The following is a 20,033-nucleotide window of genomic DNA, read 5'->3' on the forward strand; positions in this document are numbered from 1 at the left end:
CTTTTCGCCCAGTCAACCAAACCATCCCATCCATACGTAATGATTGGATACGTCACCGGAAATGGCTGGACAAAAGATCAGATTGAGGCCCAGAAGCTTACCCATATCAATTATGCCTTTGGCGTGCCCGACAAAAATGGGGTTATTGCTCCCCTGACGGCTAAAGATGGTGAAAACCTGGCAAAGCTTACTGCACTTAGAACGGTCAACAAAGACCTCAAGATTTTGCTGTCTATTGGGGGCTGGGGCGGCTGCAAGTACTTCTCTGACGCGGCTTTATCAGACGCTTCACGCCGTAAATTCACGGAAAGCGCCGTTGACCTGCTCAAAAAACACAAGCTGGATGGTATCGATATTGACTGGGAATACCCGGCACAGATCGGTGCAGGCAATATATTTCGCCCCGAGGACAAACAAAATTTCACGCTGTTTCTGAAATCTCTTCGCGATGGACTGGATGCACAGGGGAAACAGGATAAACGTACCGGTAAGAATCACTATCTGCTGACTGCTGCCACCGGGGGCGATACCGCTTTCGTAAACCATACCGAACTAGGCAACGCGCAGAAATACCTGGATTACGTCAATATCATGACGTATGACCTGTACCACGGCAATGATAAAGTGACCGGTCACCACAGTCCCCTCTATCAATCAGCCAAAGGCGACCATTCGCGAAATAGCTCTGCCGATGCCGTTGATGGTCATATTCGGGCGGGAGTGCCTGCCAGCAAAATAGTATTGGGGCTCCCCTTTTACGGCCGCGGCTGGGCAGATGCCCGCGATCAGGACAATGGTCTGTTTCAACCGGCTCCGGGTGCTCATTCGTTCATTAGTTATGATGAACTTATGGCGAAGTTCATCAACAAAAACGGCTTTACCCGGTACTGGGATGCAGATGCCAAAGCCCCTTACCTCTGGAACCCCACATCACGAACTTTCATTTCCTACGCTGACCCTGAATCGTTTATCTATAAAGTAGCCTACGTTAAGTCGAAGAAACTGGCAGGTGTCATGTTCTGGGAATACATCTATGACCTTCAGCAGAAAAGCGCGTTGCTAAATTCGTTGGTAACGGAGTTAGGGAAGTAAAAATAGTTATTAAGTCAGGGGCTCCAATAGTACCTAATATGGGTTGACGATAGTTTAGTTAGAAAAGCTATCTGTCCAATTATTTCCTATCGGTTAACGTACCCTCGTTTGAGTCTTCAAAAACCGCGATGTCTAAAGCTTTAATAATACGTTCAATGAACACTATAAACGAGGATACAGCCGGCTCAACTCAAAATCTACCAGATAATCAGCTATGATCGACTCTCACTCCCCTGCCCTGATTCATCTTTCCCAGGACCCGGTGATGGCGCGAATCATTGCTGAAACGCCAGTTCCCAAAATCTTTTCTGATTATGCCGATGATTTGTATTTAGCCTTGCTGGAAAGTATTGTTTCTCAGCAAATTTCGGTGAAAGCGGCCGATGCCATCTTTGGGCGTTTCCGGGCACTTTTCCCCAACAATTATCCGGCTGCCGACGCGTTGTTGCTAAAAACAACGGAGGAACTGCGAAGCGCCGGACTTTCCTTCCAGAAGATCAAGTACCTGCAAAGTGTGGCAGAGTTTTCATTAGAAAAGTCGGACGCAGCTCCGGCGCTGAGCCGGGCGAAGGTCGATGCGATGTCGGATGAAGAAATTGTACACTATTTGCTCCCCATTAAAGGCGTTGGCCGCTGGACAGTCGAAATGCTGCTGATGTTTGTTCTGGATCGCCCTGATGTGTTTCCTATCGACGATCTGGTGATTCGCCAGCGGATGATGCGGGCTTATCCCGAACAAACTAATGGCTTGACGGGCAAAGCCTTATACAAAGTGCTGCACGCCATCGCCGAACCCTGGCGCCCCTTTCGCACCACGGCCAGCCGGTATCTGTGGCGGTGGCAGTCAACCTAAAGCGCTTATAGCTTTTTGACTTTTACGGCCACTTTTGACTGCACTTTTATTAACACCTGGATGCCATCGGGCCGAACAACAATTCGTTGTGGTGTTAAGCGGAAGGTATCCAGATTCAAATCGGTCTTCTGACCAACTTTGGCTTTGGCAAAGGCCGTTTCTATTTTATCCGGAATCGATGTGATTTGCTGTCGTAACGGAATTACCATGGCCGCCTGAATCGTGTCGCGAAGGTGGTCGTGGAGTAGCCAGTCGGCCGTGGCAAACAACCGCTCTTTTGTATCGACATCAAAATCGACATTCTTTATCCGCAGCGTATTGGTTAACGTATCGTACTGTGGGCTGCCATGAAAGTACAGGTTTCCTTTTACCTTGCCGCCTACCTCCGCTTTTAAAATGATATTCCGCCCGCTCCCATAAACGGACGCATTCTTTATGGTGATATTGCCGCCAGCCAGGTCCAGCTTTTGTTTGATCAGCGTTCGAGCCAAAACCGTGTTGACCTCACTGTACGGAATGAACGCCAGTACTTCAATACGTGCCGAATCGGGGAGATTATTCCGGCGTAATAAACGAGGAAGCATGATCAGCGTATCCACCATAGGTCTGGGCCCCAGTTTCGTTTTCACCCGAAAAGCAATTTGCAGCGGAACGGTAATTTGTTTTTTGTTGCCATAAACGGGAGCCACCGCAATACTGAATGGACGGGGCATTAACCAGATGTTTTCGGGCACTTTCGCTATACGCAGGGGATTCTGCATATCCCGCCAGACTTTACTTACCTCCCGATCGAGTCGTAAACCGTCGTGTACGGCCTTGTCGATCGCCTGCTCAATATCAGCTTTTCGTTTATCCAGTATTTTTTCTGCCAGTTTTTTAACGTTTAGCTTTATACCCAGCAGCTGCACTTTGGGTTCCTGGGTCCACTGGTAGTTCTCGAAGGTAGACTTAGTCGCTAAACGCCAGTTTGTGCCAACCCCAACGGGACTGTTGAACGTGACAGATAGGGCACAGAGTGTACGGCGCGGGCGTTTGGCTCGCTTACGAAGACCAATTGGATTAGTATACCAAACTTGCAGGGGAGCTGAAAAATAAACCCGCCGGTTGGCGTACCGGATACGAATGGGGCCGGTACGTTCGACCCGGAACCGCCAGGCTTCTCCTTTACGCCCTTCAAAGGTTTCTTCAGGAACGAGAACAACCTTCAACGACTTGTTGATTTTCGTCTCCAGATCACTAATGTTGAAAGTGAGATTCCCGGCTACGAAGGAGACAGGATCGGTGATGGCAGGTTCAAACTCTTCCCGCTCGGGTGCTGCGGGCCGAACCCGCTTACACGCGTCCAGACTGACAACAAAAACGAGAAGGCACAAAAATCCGATGGTTCGCAGGGCATTCATTGTAACAACAAACTTCCTGCCTGCCAAAATGTTATTGGCAGGATCCTATTTTCATTTTGCGGTAGGTTTCACCGATAGTTTTGTGTCCGTAGCACAGCCGCAGCCTTTGCCACAACCTGCTTTTTTAGCGGAGAAACTTTGGTAGGCCCGATTACCTAAATAGGCCAATGCAACCGCAAAAACGAGGAAAATAATAAATTCCTGCATGAGACGAATTGTGTGATGTATTCATTAGGATGCAGGTACTTTGATGTTGATAAACGCTAACCGGCCGAAAGCCTGAACCTTTATCATACATCCAATATCCTACATCATACATCTCTATTTATTATACATCTTTTTAAACCCATCCGTTCCGTTCGGCCAGTCGAAAGGCGTGTTGGTAATGGTGTTCGCCATGCCAGGCATATATGGCCGCCACTTCCCGCAACGCTACTATTTTTTTACTACCGGGATGGTAATACGTTCGGGACAACTCGGCGTCGGTTAGGGAGGCCAGCACGGCCACCCAGCGCTGGTGCAGATTACGGAGAATGACCAGCGAGGGGGCAATATCAAGCATCGAATCCGGGAGTTTGGCCCACTCTCCTTCCTCATACGGAGATATGGTTGGATTCGTTTCTGTCAAAGCCAGTTTTGTCCGGACATACGCGTTGATGTGGCTGTCAGCCATGTGATGCACCAACTGCCGTACTGTCCAGCCCTCCGGTCGGTAGGGTGTATCCAGTCGATCGTCGCCCCATTTGCCAACCAATTCGGTTAGTTTGATCGGCAGTTCGTCGATGGCAACGATGTGTTGTTGAGTTTGGTCAGCCGTAAAAGTCTGTTCATAAATGAAATCGCCGATAGGGTAGCGAAGTGAATCAAGATCCTGCATGGTTTAGTAATTAGTTGAACACGCTTTTTTGAACAGCTTGTCCAAAATTTGCTCTCTCAACGGTATCCTGCAAAGATTGTTTTTTACAATCGTTATTAACCATCCGATTTTAAGAATACGGGTAGTCCGGAGTGATTACCTTCTGGCGAAACGTTGTTCCGCCCCTAACAGGAGTGACCATCCCCAACCCCCTCCTAAAACAGGAGGGGACTTTTTAACGGGGTACCCTTCTTTGAGCCCCCTCCTGTTTTAGGAGGGGGTTGGGGGTGGTAACTCCTGTTAAAGATATTTATTGCCAATACTGCTGAACCACCCTGATAAGCTCCGGATGCACACCCGAGCCAGCAATTACATCGCCCCGGAACAGGAATGCGTCGCCACCGTCGAAGTCCGTCACGACGCCCCCCGCTTCCCGAACGAGCAATACGCCGGCGGCCATATCCCAGGAGTTGAGGTTGTATTCGTAAAACGCATCGAAGCGTCCGCAAGCCACATACGCCAGATCAATAGCGGCCGACCCCATCCGGCGCAGTCCATGCGTTTGCTGCATGAGCGACTCCAGAATATGCAGATAAGGCTGCATTTTGTCGAAGGTATAATAGGGAAAACCGGTGGCGATCAGGCTTTCGCCCAATTGGGTTGCCAGCGAAACAGAAATGCGCTTGTCATTGCAGAAAGCTCCTCCCCCCTGCCAGGCCGAGAAGCACTCATCCCGGTTAGGATCATAGATAACCCCGGCAATGGGTGTATTACCCTGCGCCAGGCCGATACTCACGGAAAAGACGGGCAGGTCATGAATGAAGTTGGCGGTACCGTCGAGGGGATCGATGATCCAGTTCAAGGCCGACTGATCGGCGTCCTGCCCCGTTGTGCCCTCTTCGGTGATGAAACCGGCTTCGGGTAGCAGCTTACTCAGTTTGGTAACCAGTTGCTTTTCGGTCTCCTTGTCGACGTACGAGACGAGGTTGTTCAACCCTTTGTATTCAATGGCATCGCGGTCAAAGCGGCTGCGTTCCTGTAATAAAAACGCACCGGCCTCCCTGGCAATCGTGCCTATTTCGCTGGTAACTGCGGCTAAGTCAATGGCCATATAATGTTGATTCAGGTAAAACGGCCGATGAGAAACCATCAGGCAAAGCCTGGCGAATCATCGGCCGTTGAATTGGTTTTACAGTATGAGTTGACGTCTATGCTTTGGGCAAACAAATAGTTAACCACAGAGGCACGAAGGTCAAGTAGATGAAAGTTGTTGCTGGCGCGGAATAATGTATCACAAGCGACTATGCCGCACCAGTCTATTTCTTAGGCCATTATTTTGCCTAATGCATTATCGTACAGGCCTTTTGCTTCGTCCAGGGTCATCACCGTTGTGTTGTCGACAACAAACGCGGGCGATGCAGCCGTTACCGTACCCAACAGCATGAAGGGCATGATGGTATCGTGCAGATAGCCTTCCACTGTTTTCTGATGCTCAGGCGAAACGGTTACGACAACCCGGCTCTGGCTCTCGCCAAACAGGAATGAATCCAGCCGGTGCCGATCATCGGAAACGATCTGGAAACCGGTGTTACCCGCCATTGCCGACTCGACCAGAGTAACGAACAGGCCACCATCCGACACGTCGTGCGCTGATTCGATCCAGCCATTGCGAATCAGGGTTTTGATGCCTTCCTGCACGTGCCATTCATCGTCAAACTCAAAATAGGGCGCGGGCGACTCTTTAATTTCCAGGTAGGAATAGAGATACTCGGAAGACGCGATGTCGTTGGTCGACTGTCCGATCAGATAGATCAGGTCGCCGTCATTTTTAAAGTTGAGCGTCATCTGGTGGGCCGGATTTTCCATAAGACCCAGCATACCAATGGTTGGCGTCGGGAAAACGGGGCCGTGGTCTGAGCTTTGGTTGTAGAAACTCACGTTACCGCCCGTTACCGGGGTGCTGAACCGACGGCAGGCTTCACCCATGCCCTGAACGGCTTCGACAAAGTGCCAGTAAACTTCCGGTACGTAAGGATTACCAAAGTTGAGGTTGTTGGTAACGGCCAGCGGCTCACCACCCGTGCAAACGATGTTGCGGCAGGCTTCGGCAACGGCAATCATGGCACCCGTGCGTGGGTTGGCGTTTACATAGCGGCTGTTGCAGTCGACGGTAATTACAATGGATTTATCGGTGGCAGGAATGCCGGGGCCTTTTACCCGAACAACAGCTGCGTCCGAGGGTGCGTTGGTACTGCGGTTGCCGGTGCCCACCATCGAATCATACTGCTCATATACCCACTTCCGTGAACAGATATTAGGATGCGCCAGCAGGTGCTCGGCAATTTCCCGAATATCGCTCAGCTCAATGTCGTCAACGTCTGTAATATCAAATTTAGCAAACTCCTTAATATAAGCCGGTTCGGTGTATTCCCGGTGATAGACAGGGGCGCCCCCGCCCAATACCAGATCGTAGGCCGGTACATCGGCAACGAGTTCGCCGTAGCGGTAGAAATGCAGACGGCCGAGGTCATTTTCGCCTTTTGGCGTCACCTCACCGATCTGTGCACAGTTCAGGTCCCACTTATCAAAAATTCCCTGAATGATGTGTTCTTTACCTTTTTCGATCACCACCAGCATCCGTTCCTGTGATTCAGAAAGCAGAATCTCGAACGGAGCCATGTTGGGTTGACGGGTTGGGACATTGTCGAGGTCGATGATCATACCGTGTTCACCCTTCGCACTCATCTCTGAGGTTGAACAGATGATACCAGCGGCACCCATATCCTGAATACCGATCACGTAGCCTGTGGCAATGATTTCGAGCGTCGCTTCGAGCAGGAGTTTCTCCATGAACGGATCACCCACCTGTACCGCCGGAAGTTTGTCGGTCGATGCGGCCGATATATCTTCAGAAGCGAAGGTAGCGCCGTGAATACCGTCTTTACCCGTTGCCGAGCCGACGATGAACACCGGGTTGCCTACACCAAAGCTGGTGGCTTTGGCCGATTTGCCGACCTCAACGATACCCGCCGAGAAGGCGTTGACGAGGGGGTTGGTGTTATAACAATCATCGAAGAACAGCTCACCGCCCACGGTCGGAATACCGAAGGCATTGCCATAATCGCCGATACCCTTTACCACACCGCGCAACAGACGACGGGTTTTAGGCAGTGTCAAATCGCCGAAGCGCAGGGAGTTTAACTGCGCAATGGGCCGGGCACCCATGGTGAAAATATCGCGGTTGATACCACCCACGCCCGTAGCTGCGCCCTGGTAGGGTTCCAGCGCCGAGGGGTGGTTGTGCGACTCGATCTTGAAGGAGCAGGCCAGCCCATCGCCGATGTCTACCAGACCCGCGTTTTCGTCCCCAGCTTTCGCCAGCATACGGTCCGAATCGCGGGGCAGCGTTTTGAGCCAGACAATGGAATTCTTATAAGAACAGTGTTCCGACCACATCACCGAGAAGATACTCAGTTCAGTAAAATTTGGCCGACGCCCTAAAATTTCGGCGATGCGATCAAATTCTTCGGGTAGCAGGCCCAGTTTGCGGGCGGTTTCAAGCGAGGGTAGCGATTCGGTTGCGTCCATGTTAGCGAATTGTGACTGAGCGAATTAAGGAATAAGAAAACGGGAGGCTACACCTTCCGCTTATTCGTTGACTCACTTGTTCACTCATTGAAGAATGCTCAAAATTACGGTTTTTGGCTGAAACCGGGCTTTAAAGGTTGACAAATATCGAATCATTCGTATATTTGCACCCAAGAAAGAGAGATGGCAGAGTGGTCGATTGCGGTGGTCTTGAAAACCACTGACTGTAACAGGTCCGGGGGTTCGAATCCCTCTCTCTCTGCAAAAAAATATTAAAAGCGCTCAAAAATTTGATTTTGAGCGCTTTTTTATTTAATTTTTTTGAGAAATTTCTAATTTGAATGCTTTACGTCATGCTATGTTTTTATCACACCTAAACCTTCAATCTTAACATGTTAACTTTAGAACAACACCTAAATAATACTAGTATTAATAACGACTTTGAACTCTTAAAATCAATTTGGATATTAAACAAAAAATATTTAAAAAATGCTCAAAACGCAATTATATTTAACTTTCCTCACTACAGTTTACATGAAAGTAGTCATTCAAATACTATTATAAGAAATATTGAATCATTTCTTGGCGAAGAGCGAATATCGCAGTTAACCCCGACTGATACGTGGCTTATCCTCATGGCGGCACACACACATGATTTAGGGATGGTTATATTCAACAATGTATTAGAAAAGAAATGGGCTGGTGATGAATTTCAAAAATATCTAAAATTCTTAAGTAATAAATCAAGTGATAAAGATTTACGCGAATCTGCTCAACTGTTATCCAAATTAAATGATGTAGAAAATCATATTCCTAAAGATAATTTAACGATTGCCCTACAAATACGAAAAGCTGTTATATTAGTAACAGCTGATTTTTTTAGAGTAAATCATCATGTGAGAAGTAAAGAAATCATATTAGGTGAGGATATTGAATTTAATAAATATTTAAATGGTTTTAGTCTTACAGGAATCCCTAATCGATTTATTGTTGTATTAGCAGAAATAGGGTTTGGCCATGGCGTTAATTTCTATGAGGTTTTTGATCGTTTAGAATTTATTGCAGATGGATTTGGGGGCGATAAAATGCATCCAAGATTTATAGCTTACCTACTAAGACTAGGTGACTTACTTGATGTAGACGATAAAAGATTCAGTATTTTTAATGAAAAAGTCCTTGCAGATTCACTTCCAAATACATCAAAACTTCATAAGGAAAAACATGCATCTATTAAACATTTATTAATAGCACCAACGTCAATCGAAGTTACTGTTGATTGTATGAGTGACGAAGTTTATAGAATAGCTAGAGGCTGGTTCGATTGGCTTCAAGACGAAGTTAAAGACCAAAGTAAGGAGTGGGCAAATATAGCCCCAAAAAATCTTTCTGGCTTACCGCCAACAATTTCAAGGGATGGAATAAAAATTTTATATAAAAGTTCTGAGCCAAAAATTGGGTTAATGAATCTTCGTTTTGAAATTTCAAACAAAAAAGTATTTGAAATGTTCGAAGGTTCAGCAATTTATGAGTACACTGGTCTAGTCTTTATAAGAGAAATTGTACAAAACGCCATTGATGCTTCAAAAATTCAACTTTGGAAATTGGTTGAAAATGGATATTATGATAATTTAATTCGACGCGATCTAAAGTTATCTTGGGATTTATTACATGACGATTTAATTAATAATATTAAATTTTATTTTGATTTACCACTAGAAATATGGAGTAACTTTTTAATTGATCTTAATTTTTATTGGGATGGTGAAAGTTTAAGAATTACAATTCAAGATAATGGAACTGGAATTTCAGAAGAAGACTTAATAAGAATGACAAAAAAAGTTGGCGAAAGCAGGAGTTCTGACGAAAACTTCCAAAAACTTAAAAAGCAAATGCCTTTTTGGTTAAAACCCACAGGTGCTTTTGGAATAGGCTTACAATCTCTTTTTTTAGTTTCAAATACATTTATTATCCAAACAAAGAGTGAGTATGAAGAGGGGAAAGAAATACAGTTCTTTTCTGCTAAAAATGGCGAGTATTGTAGAATAACGCCAACTAAGATAGAAATGCGTAGAGGGACTAAAATTATAATAAATATCAACAAAGATGATTTTGATAACATTTTTGAAAATAAATTTCCTGTTCAAATAATAAATAGCTACGATTGGTTTGATGACGATTATAAAAATGTTCATATTCATAGATTAATCGCCTATGTATTGGAAGAGTTCCAGTACATTGATTTGTTAAATATATATGTAAACAATAAGCAAATAAAAAAATCAACCTTTTTGGAAGAGGATTACTTGGAAATACAAAGTTCAATTATATGCAAAAGAGAAAAAGACATTTCCGCGTATTTATACAAAAGAAACAATAACAGGCAATACAATCATTTTCGTTTATTTGAAGACTTAGGCATTGGCTCTGACTTTAGTATATTTTTTTACAACTCCCTGATTCAAGATGGGCAAAATCGACGTCATAGCTCTGGCCTTATAAATAAACAATTGGTCAGAGACATACCTTTAGAAGAGTCACCTCCTTCTTACTATAAAACATCATACTTCAAATATATATGGAACTTTGAAAGTCCTGAATCAGATAAAATATTAAATATTTCTCGAAGCAAATTCATAAAGAAGACAAAAAAGAAATTTGACAATATTTTTTTAGAGAAAGTCTTACCTAAATCTTTAGAATTAATAGTTAAATTATTTGAAGAAAATATTTTACCTGGAGAGGAAAATACTGCCATTGAATATTTTCATGTGCATCTGACTGCATCAATGAATAAAGTTACTATAAATCAGCCTGAAATTTTCTACAAGGACTTTAAACTTCCAAATTCATTTGCTACTAAGCATGATCTAAGTGAAGTTAAATATATAGATTTTTTTAAGGCCAATCGCTTACTATCAATAAGCGCTGATTATAGAGATCCAATTCTTAATATTGTTGGTGCAAAGCATGATACTTACAAAGAAATTACAATTACAAACAATTACGATATTGATTTAATATTATGGGATTTTGAATATTTTAGTCCATACCTTAAAGTTTTAGGGTTTAAAAAAGTGGAATATTATATATATGATTCCGATAAGCAATCGGTATCTATAAGTATTTTCGAAAAAAGTGCAGCTTATGTTCCTTTGAAATGTAATGAAGCATCTATTAAACAATTATTAACAAATTCTATTTATTCTTCAGAAGCTCACAAGAGGAGAGATGCGATCCCTCCCTTAGAGAAATATTGGAAGCAGCTTTCAGTGAATGAGTGGTTTGATGGATTTCTTTTTCATGACAACTTTACCGATAATTTAATCATTTCTCCATTTAGAAATTCTCAAGAATTAAAGTCTATTTTGAGCCAGATTGACTCCTCTGGAACTTTTGATACAAATGACCTATTAAGAGATAAATATTTATCAAGTTTAATTCCTAATTCTTTACTAGAATATGTTATCTCCAAATCACCATTTACAGATGTCAAGCGAAACCCCGAATCTGTAATGGAATCTTATTATTCGCTTATTTTAGATATAATCTCTGCAAACCGATCAAAAAATCTTCAATAAACTGATTACTAATTGGTTTACTAAGATTACATCTAATTTTAAAAGTCTCTGTACTGAGAGTGGCATTATCTTATGGAAAACCTACTACACCGAATCAAAAACGCCCCCTATACTAGCCACGGCAAGCCTATTAGTCATCGGTTGGATTATATTATTTAATTAATGACTTCTGATTTGACTCGTCGAAGAATGCTGGCGGTTCATGAAGACATATACGATATGGATTAGTGAACCTTCATTACTTTCGACGCTCAATTAGGCAAAATGTATATCTGGTTTAATGAATCGACATAAAAAGTTTGTAGTGTTTACTACTTCTCCTTCGCCACTTAAACCACCATTAAAAACACTTTTTATACGTTCATCCTTCCAACCTTTTATGTAGAATTGGGTCTTTAACTCTTACCGAAAAAGCTGCATCATGAAAAAGGTTGAGTTCGTTCTATACTTTTTTGGGGTTGCTCTCTTATGTGCGCTGATAAGTACAGACGCCTACGCACAGGTAAACCGCCCGGTTACCCGGATACATCTATTCAATGTACAGAACGGTTTTAGTTTAGCCGTAAAGACCACTACCACCGCGAATAGCCCTATTCAGATTAAGCGAAGGACCTGGGCTATCATTCAAACGACAGCCGATAGCGTTGGCTTTATCGTAAACAACAAGCCTTATTATGTTCACTTTAGCCCCGGCAAGCAACATTATTTTATAGCCACCCTGGGCAGTCTGCCCGGTTCCTATACGGTGGTGTCTGAAACGAATGAGCAGGAGTTTATTATGACAGTTTCCATTAACAACGCCAGAGGCCCGGAGGAGTACAATCTGGATAAATTGAATAATTGACTGATTTAAACCTATAAGGTTTTTGAAACCTTATAGGGCTTATCGAACTTCTTAAAACTGGATAACTTTTCCTTCCTCTTTAGCCTGCTGTTTGGTATACTGCACCCCGCTGGTCTTTATGCCTTTGCTATTTAGCAGGGAAATGGTACCGCCGTTGTTGCTCAGGTTAAAATTGCTGCTGCCCGTAATCTTTATCTCCACGGTACTGCTGGCGCCCATAGTTGTGCTCCTGATCACAAATTCATGTCGGTTGCGGTCAACCAGCTTCCATCCGTCAAGGGAAACGGCTTCGTCCAGGGTGTTCATCAGGATAACTTTTTCTTTCCCCGTTTCATTGCCTTTGGGGTTCACCAGCGCACCAACGATAACCACCTTGCCATCCACGGGTTTATTTCCTCCCTTGTCATCATCCTTGCCGGAGATGCGGTTGCCTGTCTGGTCATCCGTATGCAGCGTGGTTGGGTTCAGCGTGTTGAATTGGGTTTGGAACGCCAGTAATATGGCCGTCCAGCGATTCAGACTGGGGTAATAAATTAATAAGCCGCCGTCCTGAAAAACGCCATTATCCTGCTCATGAGAGCCCTTCGGGTTGCCCTGATTCATGTGAATATCATGCAAACCCTGATCCTTTATCTCCGGAAAATATTTGTCTTTATTGGCTGTTCCGGGCCACTTTTCGCCGAAAGCGAAGATACGGGCGTTGGGATCGACTTTGGATTTATCCAGTGCGAAGGTCAGCTTTTCCTCCAGATCGTTATCCAGCCCGGGCAGGTTATTGGGAAGCGGAACCATTTTGTTAAAATCTCCAATCAGGTTTCGCCGTAGGAAATCGAGCCCAAACTGTTGTCGATCAGCCCTGTCGTTGAGGTTAAAAATGCCGTTTTGCGGGAATGCGTTAAGCAAACGATCTAGCAACTCGTGCTGAAAATTCTCGTCAATAAACGTCATCAGCATGGAGCCATCCTGCGACCGGACATTGACGGCGATCCGGTAAAAATCGCTGCCGGTGTTAAGTTTTATCTCAAAGTGATTGGCATCGGATGCCATCAGACCGCGATCGTATCGGCCTGCAAACAGGTGGTAGTTGGAAAGTGACATGAGTATGGCGTTGATAGTTAACCCGACAAAGATGGATTGAACAACCCACCAACAACCTAAAACCCTATTAAGCGTGTATGACTTTTATCGAGTGGGAATAGACCCCACCCCAAACCCCTCCCCCAAAAAAAGGGGAGGGGCCAGAAAAAGGGAATGTTGTTACGTGCCCCTCCCCTAAAAAAAGGGAGGGCCGCGACGGCATACCGTTTGGGGTAGGTTGATTCTTCTCACTCTACAATTTCAACCGCACCCCTCTCCGATTCAGCAATCGGGTGATCCAGACGCACAGGAGCGCGAACAGGAAGGATTTTATCAGACCGATACCGCCCGTTAATAACCAATCAGGCAAATGAAGATCCAGAAGCGTAGTAAACGCATAGGCAAAATACGGGATCAGGTAGCAGAGCAGCGTATCGGTTCCAGCCGGTTTAATGGCCGCAAACCAGTTGGCTTTACCCGCCATATCCACCACCCAATAGATAGCCATGAAGACCAGAATCGTTAAGGCGCTGCACAGAAATAACCAGGCCGGTGTGGCCGCCAGTTTGCTCAGTCCCCAAAACGGTCGGGTATACATCGATAAGCCGATCAGCACCAGTGAGATGACAATAAAAACCAGTGTCATGCGCTGATTTTCTCCGCGTTGACGGTAATATTGGAACAGCGTCGCGATAACCACCCCTCCCATTGTCAGACCCACCATGGTGCCGTGGCTGATGGCTGAGGGGATATAAGAAACAGCACCAGGCAATAGCTTCGCGGCAGCCACCATGCTGAGGGCGCTGAAGCCAATCCAGGCCGCAACCAGTACCCAAATTCGGTTACGGGCCAGAACAGTCACCAGCGCAGCCGCCAGATAAGACCAGCCAATAAGCCCTAATATTCCCCACCAGTGGGTAGCAAACCGGCTTTCTTCTTCTCCCCGATAGATAACGGCCATGGTAATAAGCAAACCGATGGCCAGCAGCTTAGCGCCCAATACAACCCGTTTATTAGCAGCCTTCGGATAAGCGTTCCAGATCAGGATAAACCCACAGCAGGCTAGCACATTCCAGACCAGCCGGTACATACCCGTTGCCGTTTCGTTGATGGATTCGCCATTGACCAGAAAAACGCCCATCACGAGCAACGCCACCGAGCGCATGAGGCTATGACCAACAAGCGCCAGATCTGAATCCCCTTTTAAACGACGGGCATTTATCGCAAAGGGCAGCGACATGCCAACGATGAACAGAAAAGCGGGGAATACCCCATCGGCCAACCCCATTCCATCGACGCCACCGGGCACATGCTCCAGCCAGAGCGGTATATCGGTCAACGACCATAGATCATTGACAAAGATCATCAACACCATCGTCAACGCCCGAAGTACATCAATGGAGTCAACCCGGGTGGGTATTGTTAGGGGTCTTGTGCTGGCGGCAGCGACGGGTTCAGGCTGATTCATGGCAGGGGCGTAAAGGTCTGGCAGTAAAATTAAAAACAAAGCAGGCCCGATAATCTACCGGGCCTGCTTTTAGGAAGGGCAAAAGAAATGCCGCACTCTATCCGTTTACTTTATGTACAACCACTTGTTGTAAAGTGCTTTTTGGGCAGCAGTTGGGTTATCCACTGGCTCCAGTCGGTAGCTGGCGAGTGGGTTCTGGGTCAGGGTGACGGGAATTTCACGCAGGAAACCAGCCCGGTTAACCAGCACATTGATCTTGTCGCCAACTCGCCGACCACTCACAAACCGCAGAAGGTCATCGCCAACCCGAACGCCATCGATCGAAATAACCTCGTCGCCAACGTTCAGACCGTCTGTATAGGCGGCTGATCCACGGCGAACACTGGTAATAGTTGATTTTCCGTTGGCCGGTGATGAAGCCGCCCCCAGAAAACCATCTTGTGTTTTAGCCGCTACGTTCACCAATTTAACGCCTACTGGCTCAAAATAGGCATTGTAGTTAATGGGCTCTGCGGTGTTGACGCCAATGTTAAAAAAGTCATCGAGTTTGCGGCCCGCCACCTGCTCGGCCGCCTTCCGAAACTCATCGTCTGTAAAACCACGCTTCTGTTTTTTGTAGTATTCAGCATACAGGAGCCGGAGCAAATCGTCCATGCTGCGTTCGCCGTTGCTTCCGGCCAGTATCGCCAGATTTAACAGTGAGCCCAGAACGCTGCCCTTGCTATAGTACGAAATGGTTGTGTTAGCTGAATTTTCGTTGGGCCGGTATCCTTTGATCCACGCATCCCAGCTCGACTCAGCCGCCGACTGTACGCGGGTACCCGGCTGGTTTTCAATATCGGTAATGCTGCTGGCGACAAGGTTCAGGTAAGCCTCCGGCGAATGAAACCCCGCTCTCCGCAGGATATATTCCTGGTAGAACGACGTACAGCCTTCCGACAGCCAAAGCATGTGCGTGTAGTTTTCGTTCTCATAGTCGAACGGCCCGAGGGCTACGGGGCGAATGCGCTTCACATTCCATAAATGGAAATATTCGTGAGCTACTAGTGACAGAAAGCGTTTGTAGTTCGCTTCAGTAGCATAGGCGTTGCGCGTCGTTTCGAGGGTTGTAGAGTTTAGGTGCTCAAGTCCGCCCCCTCCCGGTGGGATATGGTGAACGATAAACGTATAGTGTTTGCAAGGATGTTCGCCAACCACCGAAGCGGCTGCTTCACACACCCGCTTGTAATCGGTGGCCAGCCGTTGCTCGTTATAGTCTACTTCGCCAAACATAGCTACCGTGTGCGGTATGTTGGACGCCGTAAAGGTAAACGTCTTGTGATTGCCGATCTCGATGGGCGAATCGACCAGCAAATCGAAATCAGGGGCTTCGTACGTGTAGGCTTGCCCCTCTACCGGATCGAGTCCCGTGGCCACGTTTTTCCAGGCTTTGTAGGGTTGAACTACCAGACGAAGGGGAATATTTTTCAGTGCATCGTGGTACATGAACATACCGGCCGGGGTTACGTAGCCGTGGTCGGCATCCACGAAACTGGTCCGTACGGTAAGTTCATTGGCATATACCCGGTACCGGACGGTTACGTTATCGTCGGATGTAAAGACCCGCCAGGCATTCTTGCGGATTTTATCACTGACAACGGTCTTACCACCGGCAGTCGCGGTAAAGCCTTCAACATTTTTGGCGTATTCGCGAATCAGGTAAGAGCCCGGTGTCCAAACGGGCATTTTGATGTCCAGATAGCCATTTTTTTTCGCATTTGTGGCAGCTGCCACATTTTTCAATTGCATTTCTACCTCAAAATAGTGGGTCTGTGGCTCGGGCATCGAGAGCACATACGTTACCGTTGGTGAGGGTGCCGGAGGGGTTTCCTCGTCGGCCGGGAGAGGGGTAGCAGTTGATGAAAATGGAATAAAAAATGTCCAGACAGTAAGTAAATACAGAAGCCGGGCGTTTTTTTTCATACGGAAACAGGAATACCTTCGTTTTTTGTCCAGAATTGACGTGATATTTGTCAATTTATCAGCGAAACTACGACGCATTCCAGACAAAAAGTAGTTTCAGGTTTAATGTTTCGTGTTTTTACCGGTACGGCAATTCATGGAACCAGTCCCCTGGAACATTGACAAATTATTTCTCTATGCCCTATTCATCCACCCAACCGGGTCATTATACCTTGCTCCGCCCCTCCTTCAGTCGGCTGCTCTTTTCCCTGACCCTTGGGTTGCTTACTATCCTGCCGGCTTTAGCCCAGCGTACGCAAAGCCATTCAGAACCTGATTATCATTATCGGAATGGCCTCGAGCTTTTTGAAAAGGCTAATTACGCAGCCTCGCGTTATGAGTTCCGGCAATACCTGGAACCCCGTCGGGGCGATGGCTCTCAAACGCTGCTCAACACAGGCGACCAGAATGCGGTGGAAGCCGAATACTATATTGCCCTGACCAGCCTGTATATCGATGAGCCGGGAGCGGAGCTGCTTGCCGATCGTTTTGTTAAAAACCACAGTCAGCATCCAAAAGCCGGACAGCTTTACGGGGATCTGGGTACGTACTATTATACCCGGCAGGATTACGCGAAAGCCATCGACTTTTTGGAAAAAGCAGTCGCCCAGGGAGGCAGCACGACTCAGCAAACGGCCTATAAATATCAGTTAGCCCTCTCCTATTACAATACTCAGGATTTACAGAAGGCCCTACCCTTGCTGAATGCGGTGAAAGTAGACCCTTCGTCGCCCGATGCGCCAGCGGCATCGTATTATGCCGGGGTGATCAACTTCCGCAACCGAAACTATAACGAAGCGGTTGCTGATTTCCGGCGGGTCGAAAACAATCCTATTTACCAGAATCAGGTACCGGGCTGGATTGCCCAGGCCCTGTACCGGCAACGTCGGTTCGATGAGCTGCTGAGCTACACCGAACCCCTGCTCAAACGGAACAATGGCGCTGGCATGAACGAAGTGGCCCTGTTTACCGCCGAAGTTTTTTACCAGGAAAACCAGTTTGCGAAAGCGATTCCGTATTACAAACAGTACATTAATTCTGCCGGGGCCAAAACGCCCGGCGCTGTTAAGTTCCGATATGGACAGTCACTCTTCCGCACCGGGGCCTACAATGACGCCATCACCCAGCTTAAATCGCTCTCGGGCGGCAAAGACACCACGGCGCAGTACGCGGCCTACACGCTGGGCGTGAGCTACCTGCAAACGCAAAATCCAACGTATGCGCTAACCGCCTTTGATCAGGCTGGTCGGCTGTCGTTTAACCGGGAAATACAGGAAGAAGCCCGCTTCAACCACGCCAAGCTTCAACTGGACCAGAATAACGGAGCCGAGGCCGTTAAAGAACTGACCGCTTTTCTGAAGCAGTATCCAGATAGTAAGTTTGAGAATGAAGCCAACGAACTGGTTGGAGAAGCGTATTATGCGTCCAATAACTACCCGGCCGCCATCGCCTACATTGAAGGCCTGAAACGCCGAACACCAAAGATCAACGCAACCTATCAGCGACTGACCTACAACCAGGGTGTCAATGATTACAATGCCGAGCGCTACCCGCAAGCCGTGGCAAATCTGGATAAGTCGCTAAAATTTCCCGTCGACAACGAGTTGCAACAGGCGGCTCAGTTCTGGAAAGCCGAAGCCTACTCGGCAGGAAAGCAATTCGATACGGCCATTCCGCTCTATGCGAGTATTGCCAAATCGGGCTCGGGAAACTACGCTACCAAAAGCCTCTACGGCCTGGGCTATGCCTACTTCAACAAAAAGGATTACACGCGGGCCATGCCATATTTCCGCGATTTTGTGAGTCGCGGAGGCACTTCCGACTGGCAGGCACAACTTTATGATGCAACGATCCGGCTTGCCGACACGTATTTTTCGGCCAAGCAATATGAAAACGCCCTCCGGAGTTACGATCAGGCTATCGCGCAGAATGCCCCGGACAAGGATTATGCTTCCTACCAAAAAGCGGTGATTCTAAGTTACGTTGGTCGCGATACCGAAGCAAAAGCGCAGTTTGATCAGGTACAGCGGCAATATCCGAACTCACGCTTCGTCGATGAATCTTTGCTTCAAAAAGCAAATGTCGACTTCGAGAAAGGGTCGTATCAGCTGGCCATTCAGGGATACACTAAACTCATTCAGGACAAACCCAACAGCGCGCTCATACCGGCAGCCTTGCTGAAACGGGCTATTGCTTATGGTAATGTTCAGCAATACGATCCGGCAGTGGCTGATTACAAGCGTATTCTGGACAATTACGGCAATTCTGATCAGGCACAGAGTGCGTTGCTTGGCATTCAGAACACCTTAAATGATGCCGGACGGCCAGAAGAATTCTCGCAGGTACTGGGCCAGTATAAAAAGGGTAACCCGGGTAGCACGGACGTTGAGCGTGTTCAATTTGATAACGCACGCGATATCTATTCAAACGGCAAGTACCAACAGGCCATTCAGTCGTTCCTGGCCTTTATGCAAGAATACCCAGCGAGCCCAAGCATCAATGAAGCCCGTTATTACCTGGCTGAATCATATCGCCAAACCGACGATGCCCCCAACGCACTCCGCTACTACAATATGGTGGTTGCCGACAACAAATCGGACTACCTGGTTCGGGCAGCTACCCGGGCAGCAGACCTGGAAGTAAAACAGAAAAATTACCCCAGAGCGGTTCGCAACTACCAGATCATTCAGAGCCGAGCCAGCAACAAAGCCGAACAGGTTACCGCCCAGTTGGGTCTAATGGATACGTACTATTTGTTTCCTAAACTCGATTCTGCCGCCACGATTGCCCGGGATATTGCTGCCGGGGGTAGTGTCGTTCCGGGTGCTCAGAACCGGGCACAGCTGATGCTGGGTAAAGTAGCGCTGGCTAAGAACGACTATAAAACAGCTCAGGCTGATTTTGAGAAAACTATTGCTCTTGCCAAAGACATTAGTGGTGCCGAAGCGCAATATTATCTCGGTGATATTTTGTACCGGCAGAAAAAGTACAAGGAGTCCGTCACGACCCTGCTCAAGTTCAACGAGCAGTTCAGCGATTTTGAATACTGGAAAGGCAAAGCCTTCATTCTGGTGGCTGACAACAACGTCGCCCTGAATGAACCCGCTCAAGCCAAAGCCGTTCTTAACTCCATTATCGAAAACTCATCCGACCAAACCATCGTTGCCGAAGCCAAACAAAAGCTGGCCACGCTGGAGTCTAAAAATTAATGAAGAGTGAAGAATGACTAATGACGAGTGGCCAGGTAGTCAATTTATTCAAGGGCTATTTATTTCA

At 46.8% G+C, this 20,033-nt stretch carries 13 protein-coding genes and 1 tRNA gene; 6 read left to right on the forward strand and 8 right to left on the reverse strand.

The window, feature by feature from the left end:
• Positions 1-39 precede the first annotated feature (39 nt).
• Together ACYVK4_RS15900 and ACYVK4_RS15905 are read left to right on the forward strand one after the other, a co-directional pair.
• A complete protein-coding gene (locus tag ACYVK4_RS15900; protein ID WP_461128504.1) occupies positions 40-1,092 on the forward strand; it encodes a glycoside hydrolase family 18 protein in 1,053 nt (350 codons plus the stop codon).
• A gap of 214 nt (positions 1,093-1,306) precedes the next feature.
• Positions 1,307-1,945 (forward strand): DNA-3-methyladenine glycosylase family protein, encoded by a 639-nt coding sequence (locus ACYVK4_RS15905; RefSeq protein ID WP_461128505.1) that lies wholly within the window; start codon positions 1,307-1,309, stop codon positions 1,943-1,945.
• Positions 1,946-1,950: 5 nt separating this feature from the next.
• Here ACYVK4_RS15905 and ACYVK4_RS15910 read toward each other — a convergent pair whose 3' ends face one another.
• From ACYVK4_RS15910 to purL, 5 genes are all read right to left on the reverse strand, one after another.
• Entirely contained in the window at positions 1,951-3,345 is a 1,395-nt protein-coding gene (locus ACYVK4_RS15910) for a DUF4403 family protein (RefSeq protein ID WP_461128506.1), read from the reverse strand.
• Between the two features lie 51 nt (positions 3,346-3,396).
• Positions 3,397-3,552, reverse strand: a complete 156-nt coding sequence (locus ACYVK4_RS15915; protein WP_461128507.1) for a FeoB-associated Cys-rich membrane protein — start codon at positions 3,550-3,552, stop codon at positions 3,397-3,399.
• A 133-nt stretch (positions 3,553-3,685) separates the two neighbouring features.
• A complete protein-coding gene (locus tag ACYVK4_RS15920) occupies positions 3,686-4,222 on the reverse strand; it encodes a YfiT family bacillithiol transferase (protein ID WP_461128508.1) in 537 nt (178 codons plus the stop codon).
• Positions 4,223-4,511: 289 nt separating this feature from the next.
• Positions 4,512-5,312, reverse strand: a complete 801-nt coding sequence (locus ACYVK4_RS15925; protein WP_461128509.1) for an inositol monophosphatase family protein — start codon at positions 5,310-5,312, stop codon at positions 4,512-4,514.
• Between the two features lie 212 nt (positions 5,313-5,524).
• Positions 5,525-7,789, reverse strand: coding sequence for a phosphoribosylformylglycinamidine synthase subunit PurL (gene purL / locus ACYVK4_RS15930; protein WP_461128510.1), 2,265 nt, complete (start codon positions 7,787-7,789; stop codon positions 5,525-5,527).
• 177 nt (positions 7,790-7,966) lie between these two features.
• Here purL and ACYVK4_RS15935 point away from each other — a divergent pair.
• From ACYVK4_RS15935 to ACYVK4_RS15945, 3 genes are all read left to right on the forward strand, one after another.
• Positions 7,967-8,051, forward strand: a tRNA-Ser gene (locus tag ACYVK4_RS15935).
• A gap of 130 nt (positions 8,052-8,181) precedes the next feature.
• Positions 8,182-11,367 (forward strand): HD domain-containing protein, encoded by a 3,186-nt coding sequence (locus ACYVK4_RS15940; RefSeq protein WP_461128511.1) that lies wholly within the window; start codon positions 8,182-8,184, stop codon positions 11,365-11,367.
• 421 nt (positions 11,368-11,788) lie between these two features.
• Entirely contained in the window at positions 11,789-12,211 is a 423-nt protein-coding gene (locus ACYVK4_RS15945; RefSeq protein WP_461128512.1) for a hypothetical protein, read from the forward strand.
• A gap of 51 nt (positions 12,212-12,262) precedes the next feature.
• On the opposite strand, the gene ACYVK4_RS15950 is transcribed toward ACYVK4_RS15945, so the two are convergent.
• The 3 genes from ACYVK4_RS15950 to ACYVK4_RS15960 form a co-directional block, all read right to left on the reverse strand.
• The gene (locus ACYVK4_RS15950; protein WP_461128513.1) at positions 12,263-13,309 is read right to left on the reverse strand and encodes a DUF2278 family protein; all 1,047 of its coding nucleotides are present in this window, start codon (positions 13,307-13,309) and stop codon (positions 12,263-12,265) included.
• 232 nt (positions 13,310-13,541) lie between these two features.
• Positions 13,542-14,756 (reverse strand): DUF5009 domain-containing protein, encoded by a 1,215-nt coding sequence (locus ACYVK4_RS15955; protein WP_461128514.1) that lies wholly within the window; start codon positions 14,754-14,756, stop codon positions 13,542-13,544.
• A 105-nt stretch (positions 14,757-14,861) separates the two neighbouring features.
• Positions 14,862-16,718: a M61 family metallopeptidase gene (locus ACYVK4_RS15960; RefSeq protein ID WP_461128515.1), complete on the reverse strand. Its 1,857-nt coding sequence runs from the start codon at positions 16,716-16,718 to the stop codon at positions 14,862-14,864.
• Between the two features lie 176 nt (positions 16,719-16,894).
• Between ACYVK4_RS15960 and ACYVK4_RS15965 the strand changes: the two genes are divergently transcribed.
• Positions 16,895-19,966: a tetratricopeptide repeat protein gene (locus tag ACYVK4_RS15965; RefSeq protein WP_461128516.1), complete on the forward strand. Its 3,072-nt coding sequence runs from the start codon at positions 16,895-16,897 to the stop codon at positions 19,964-19,966.
• Positions 19,967-20,033 lie beyond the last annotated feature (67 nt).

The organism is Spirosoma aerophilum, assembly GCF_054782495.1.

Bases quoted from the DNA above. Each gene is read 5' to 3' on its own strand.
- ACYVK4_RS15900 (WP_461128504.1), top strand. From the start codon at position 40: ATGATTGGATACGTCACCGGAAATGGCTGGACAAAAGATCAGATTGAG.
- ACYVK4_RS15905 (WP_461128505.1), top strand. From the start codon at position 1,307: ATGATCGACTCTCACTCCCCTGCCCTGATTCATCTTTCCCAGGACCCG.
- ACYVK4_RS15910 (WP_461128506.1), bottom strand. From the start codon at position 3,345: ATGAATGCCCTGCGAACCATCGGATTTTTGTGCCTTCTCGTTTTTGTT.
- ACYVK4_RS15915 (WP_461128507.1), bottom strand. From the start codon at position 3,552: ATGCAGGAATTTATTATTTTCCTCGTTTTTGCGGTTGCATTGGCCTAT.
- ACYVK4_RS15920 (WP_461128508.1), bottom strand. From the start codon at position 4,222: ATGCAGGATCTTGATTCACTTCGCTACCCTATCGGCGATTTCATTTAT.
- ACYVK4_RS15925 (WP_461128509.1), bottom strand. From the start codon at position 5,312: ATGGCCATTGACTTAGCCGCAGTTACCAGCGAAATAGGCACGATTGCC.
- purL (WP_461128510.1), bottom strand. From the start codon at position 7,789: ATGGACGCAACCGAATCGCTACCCTCGCTTGAAACCGCCCGCAAACTG.
- ACYVK4_RS15940 (WP_461128511.1), top strand. From the start codon at position 8,182: ATGTTAACTTTAGAACAACACCTAAATAATACTAGTATTAATAACGAC.
- ACYVK4_RS15945 (WP_461128512.1), top strand. From the start codon at position 11,789: ATGAAAAAGGTTGAGTTCGTTCTATACTTTTTTGGGGTTGCTCTCTTA.
- ACYVK4_RS15950 (WP_461128513.1), bottom strand. From the start codon at position 13,309: ATGTCACTTTCCAACTACCACCTGTTTGCAGGCCGATACGATCGCGGT.
- ACYVK4_RS15955 (WP_461128514.1), bottom strand. From the start codon at position 14,756: ATGAATCAGCCTGAACCCGTCGCTGCCGCCAGCACAAGACCCCTAACA.
- ACYVK4_RS15960 (WP_461128515.1), bottom strand. From the start codon at position 16,718: ATGAAAAAAAACGCCCGGCTTCTGTATTTACTTACTGTCTGGACATTT.
- ACYVK4_RS15965 (WP_461128516.1), top strand. From the start codon at position 16,895: ATGCCCTATTCATCCACCCAACCGGGTCATTATACCTTGCTCCGCCCC.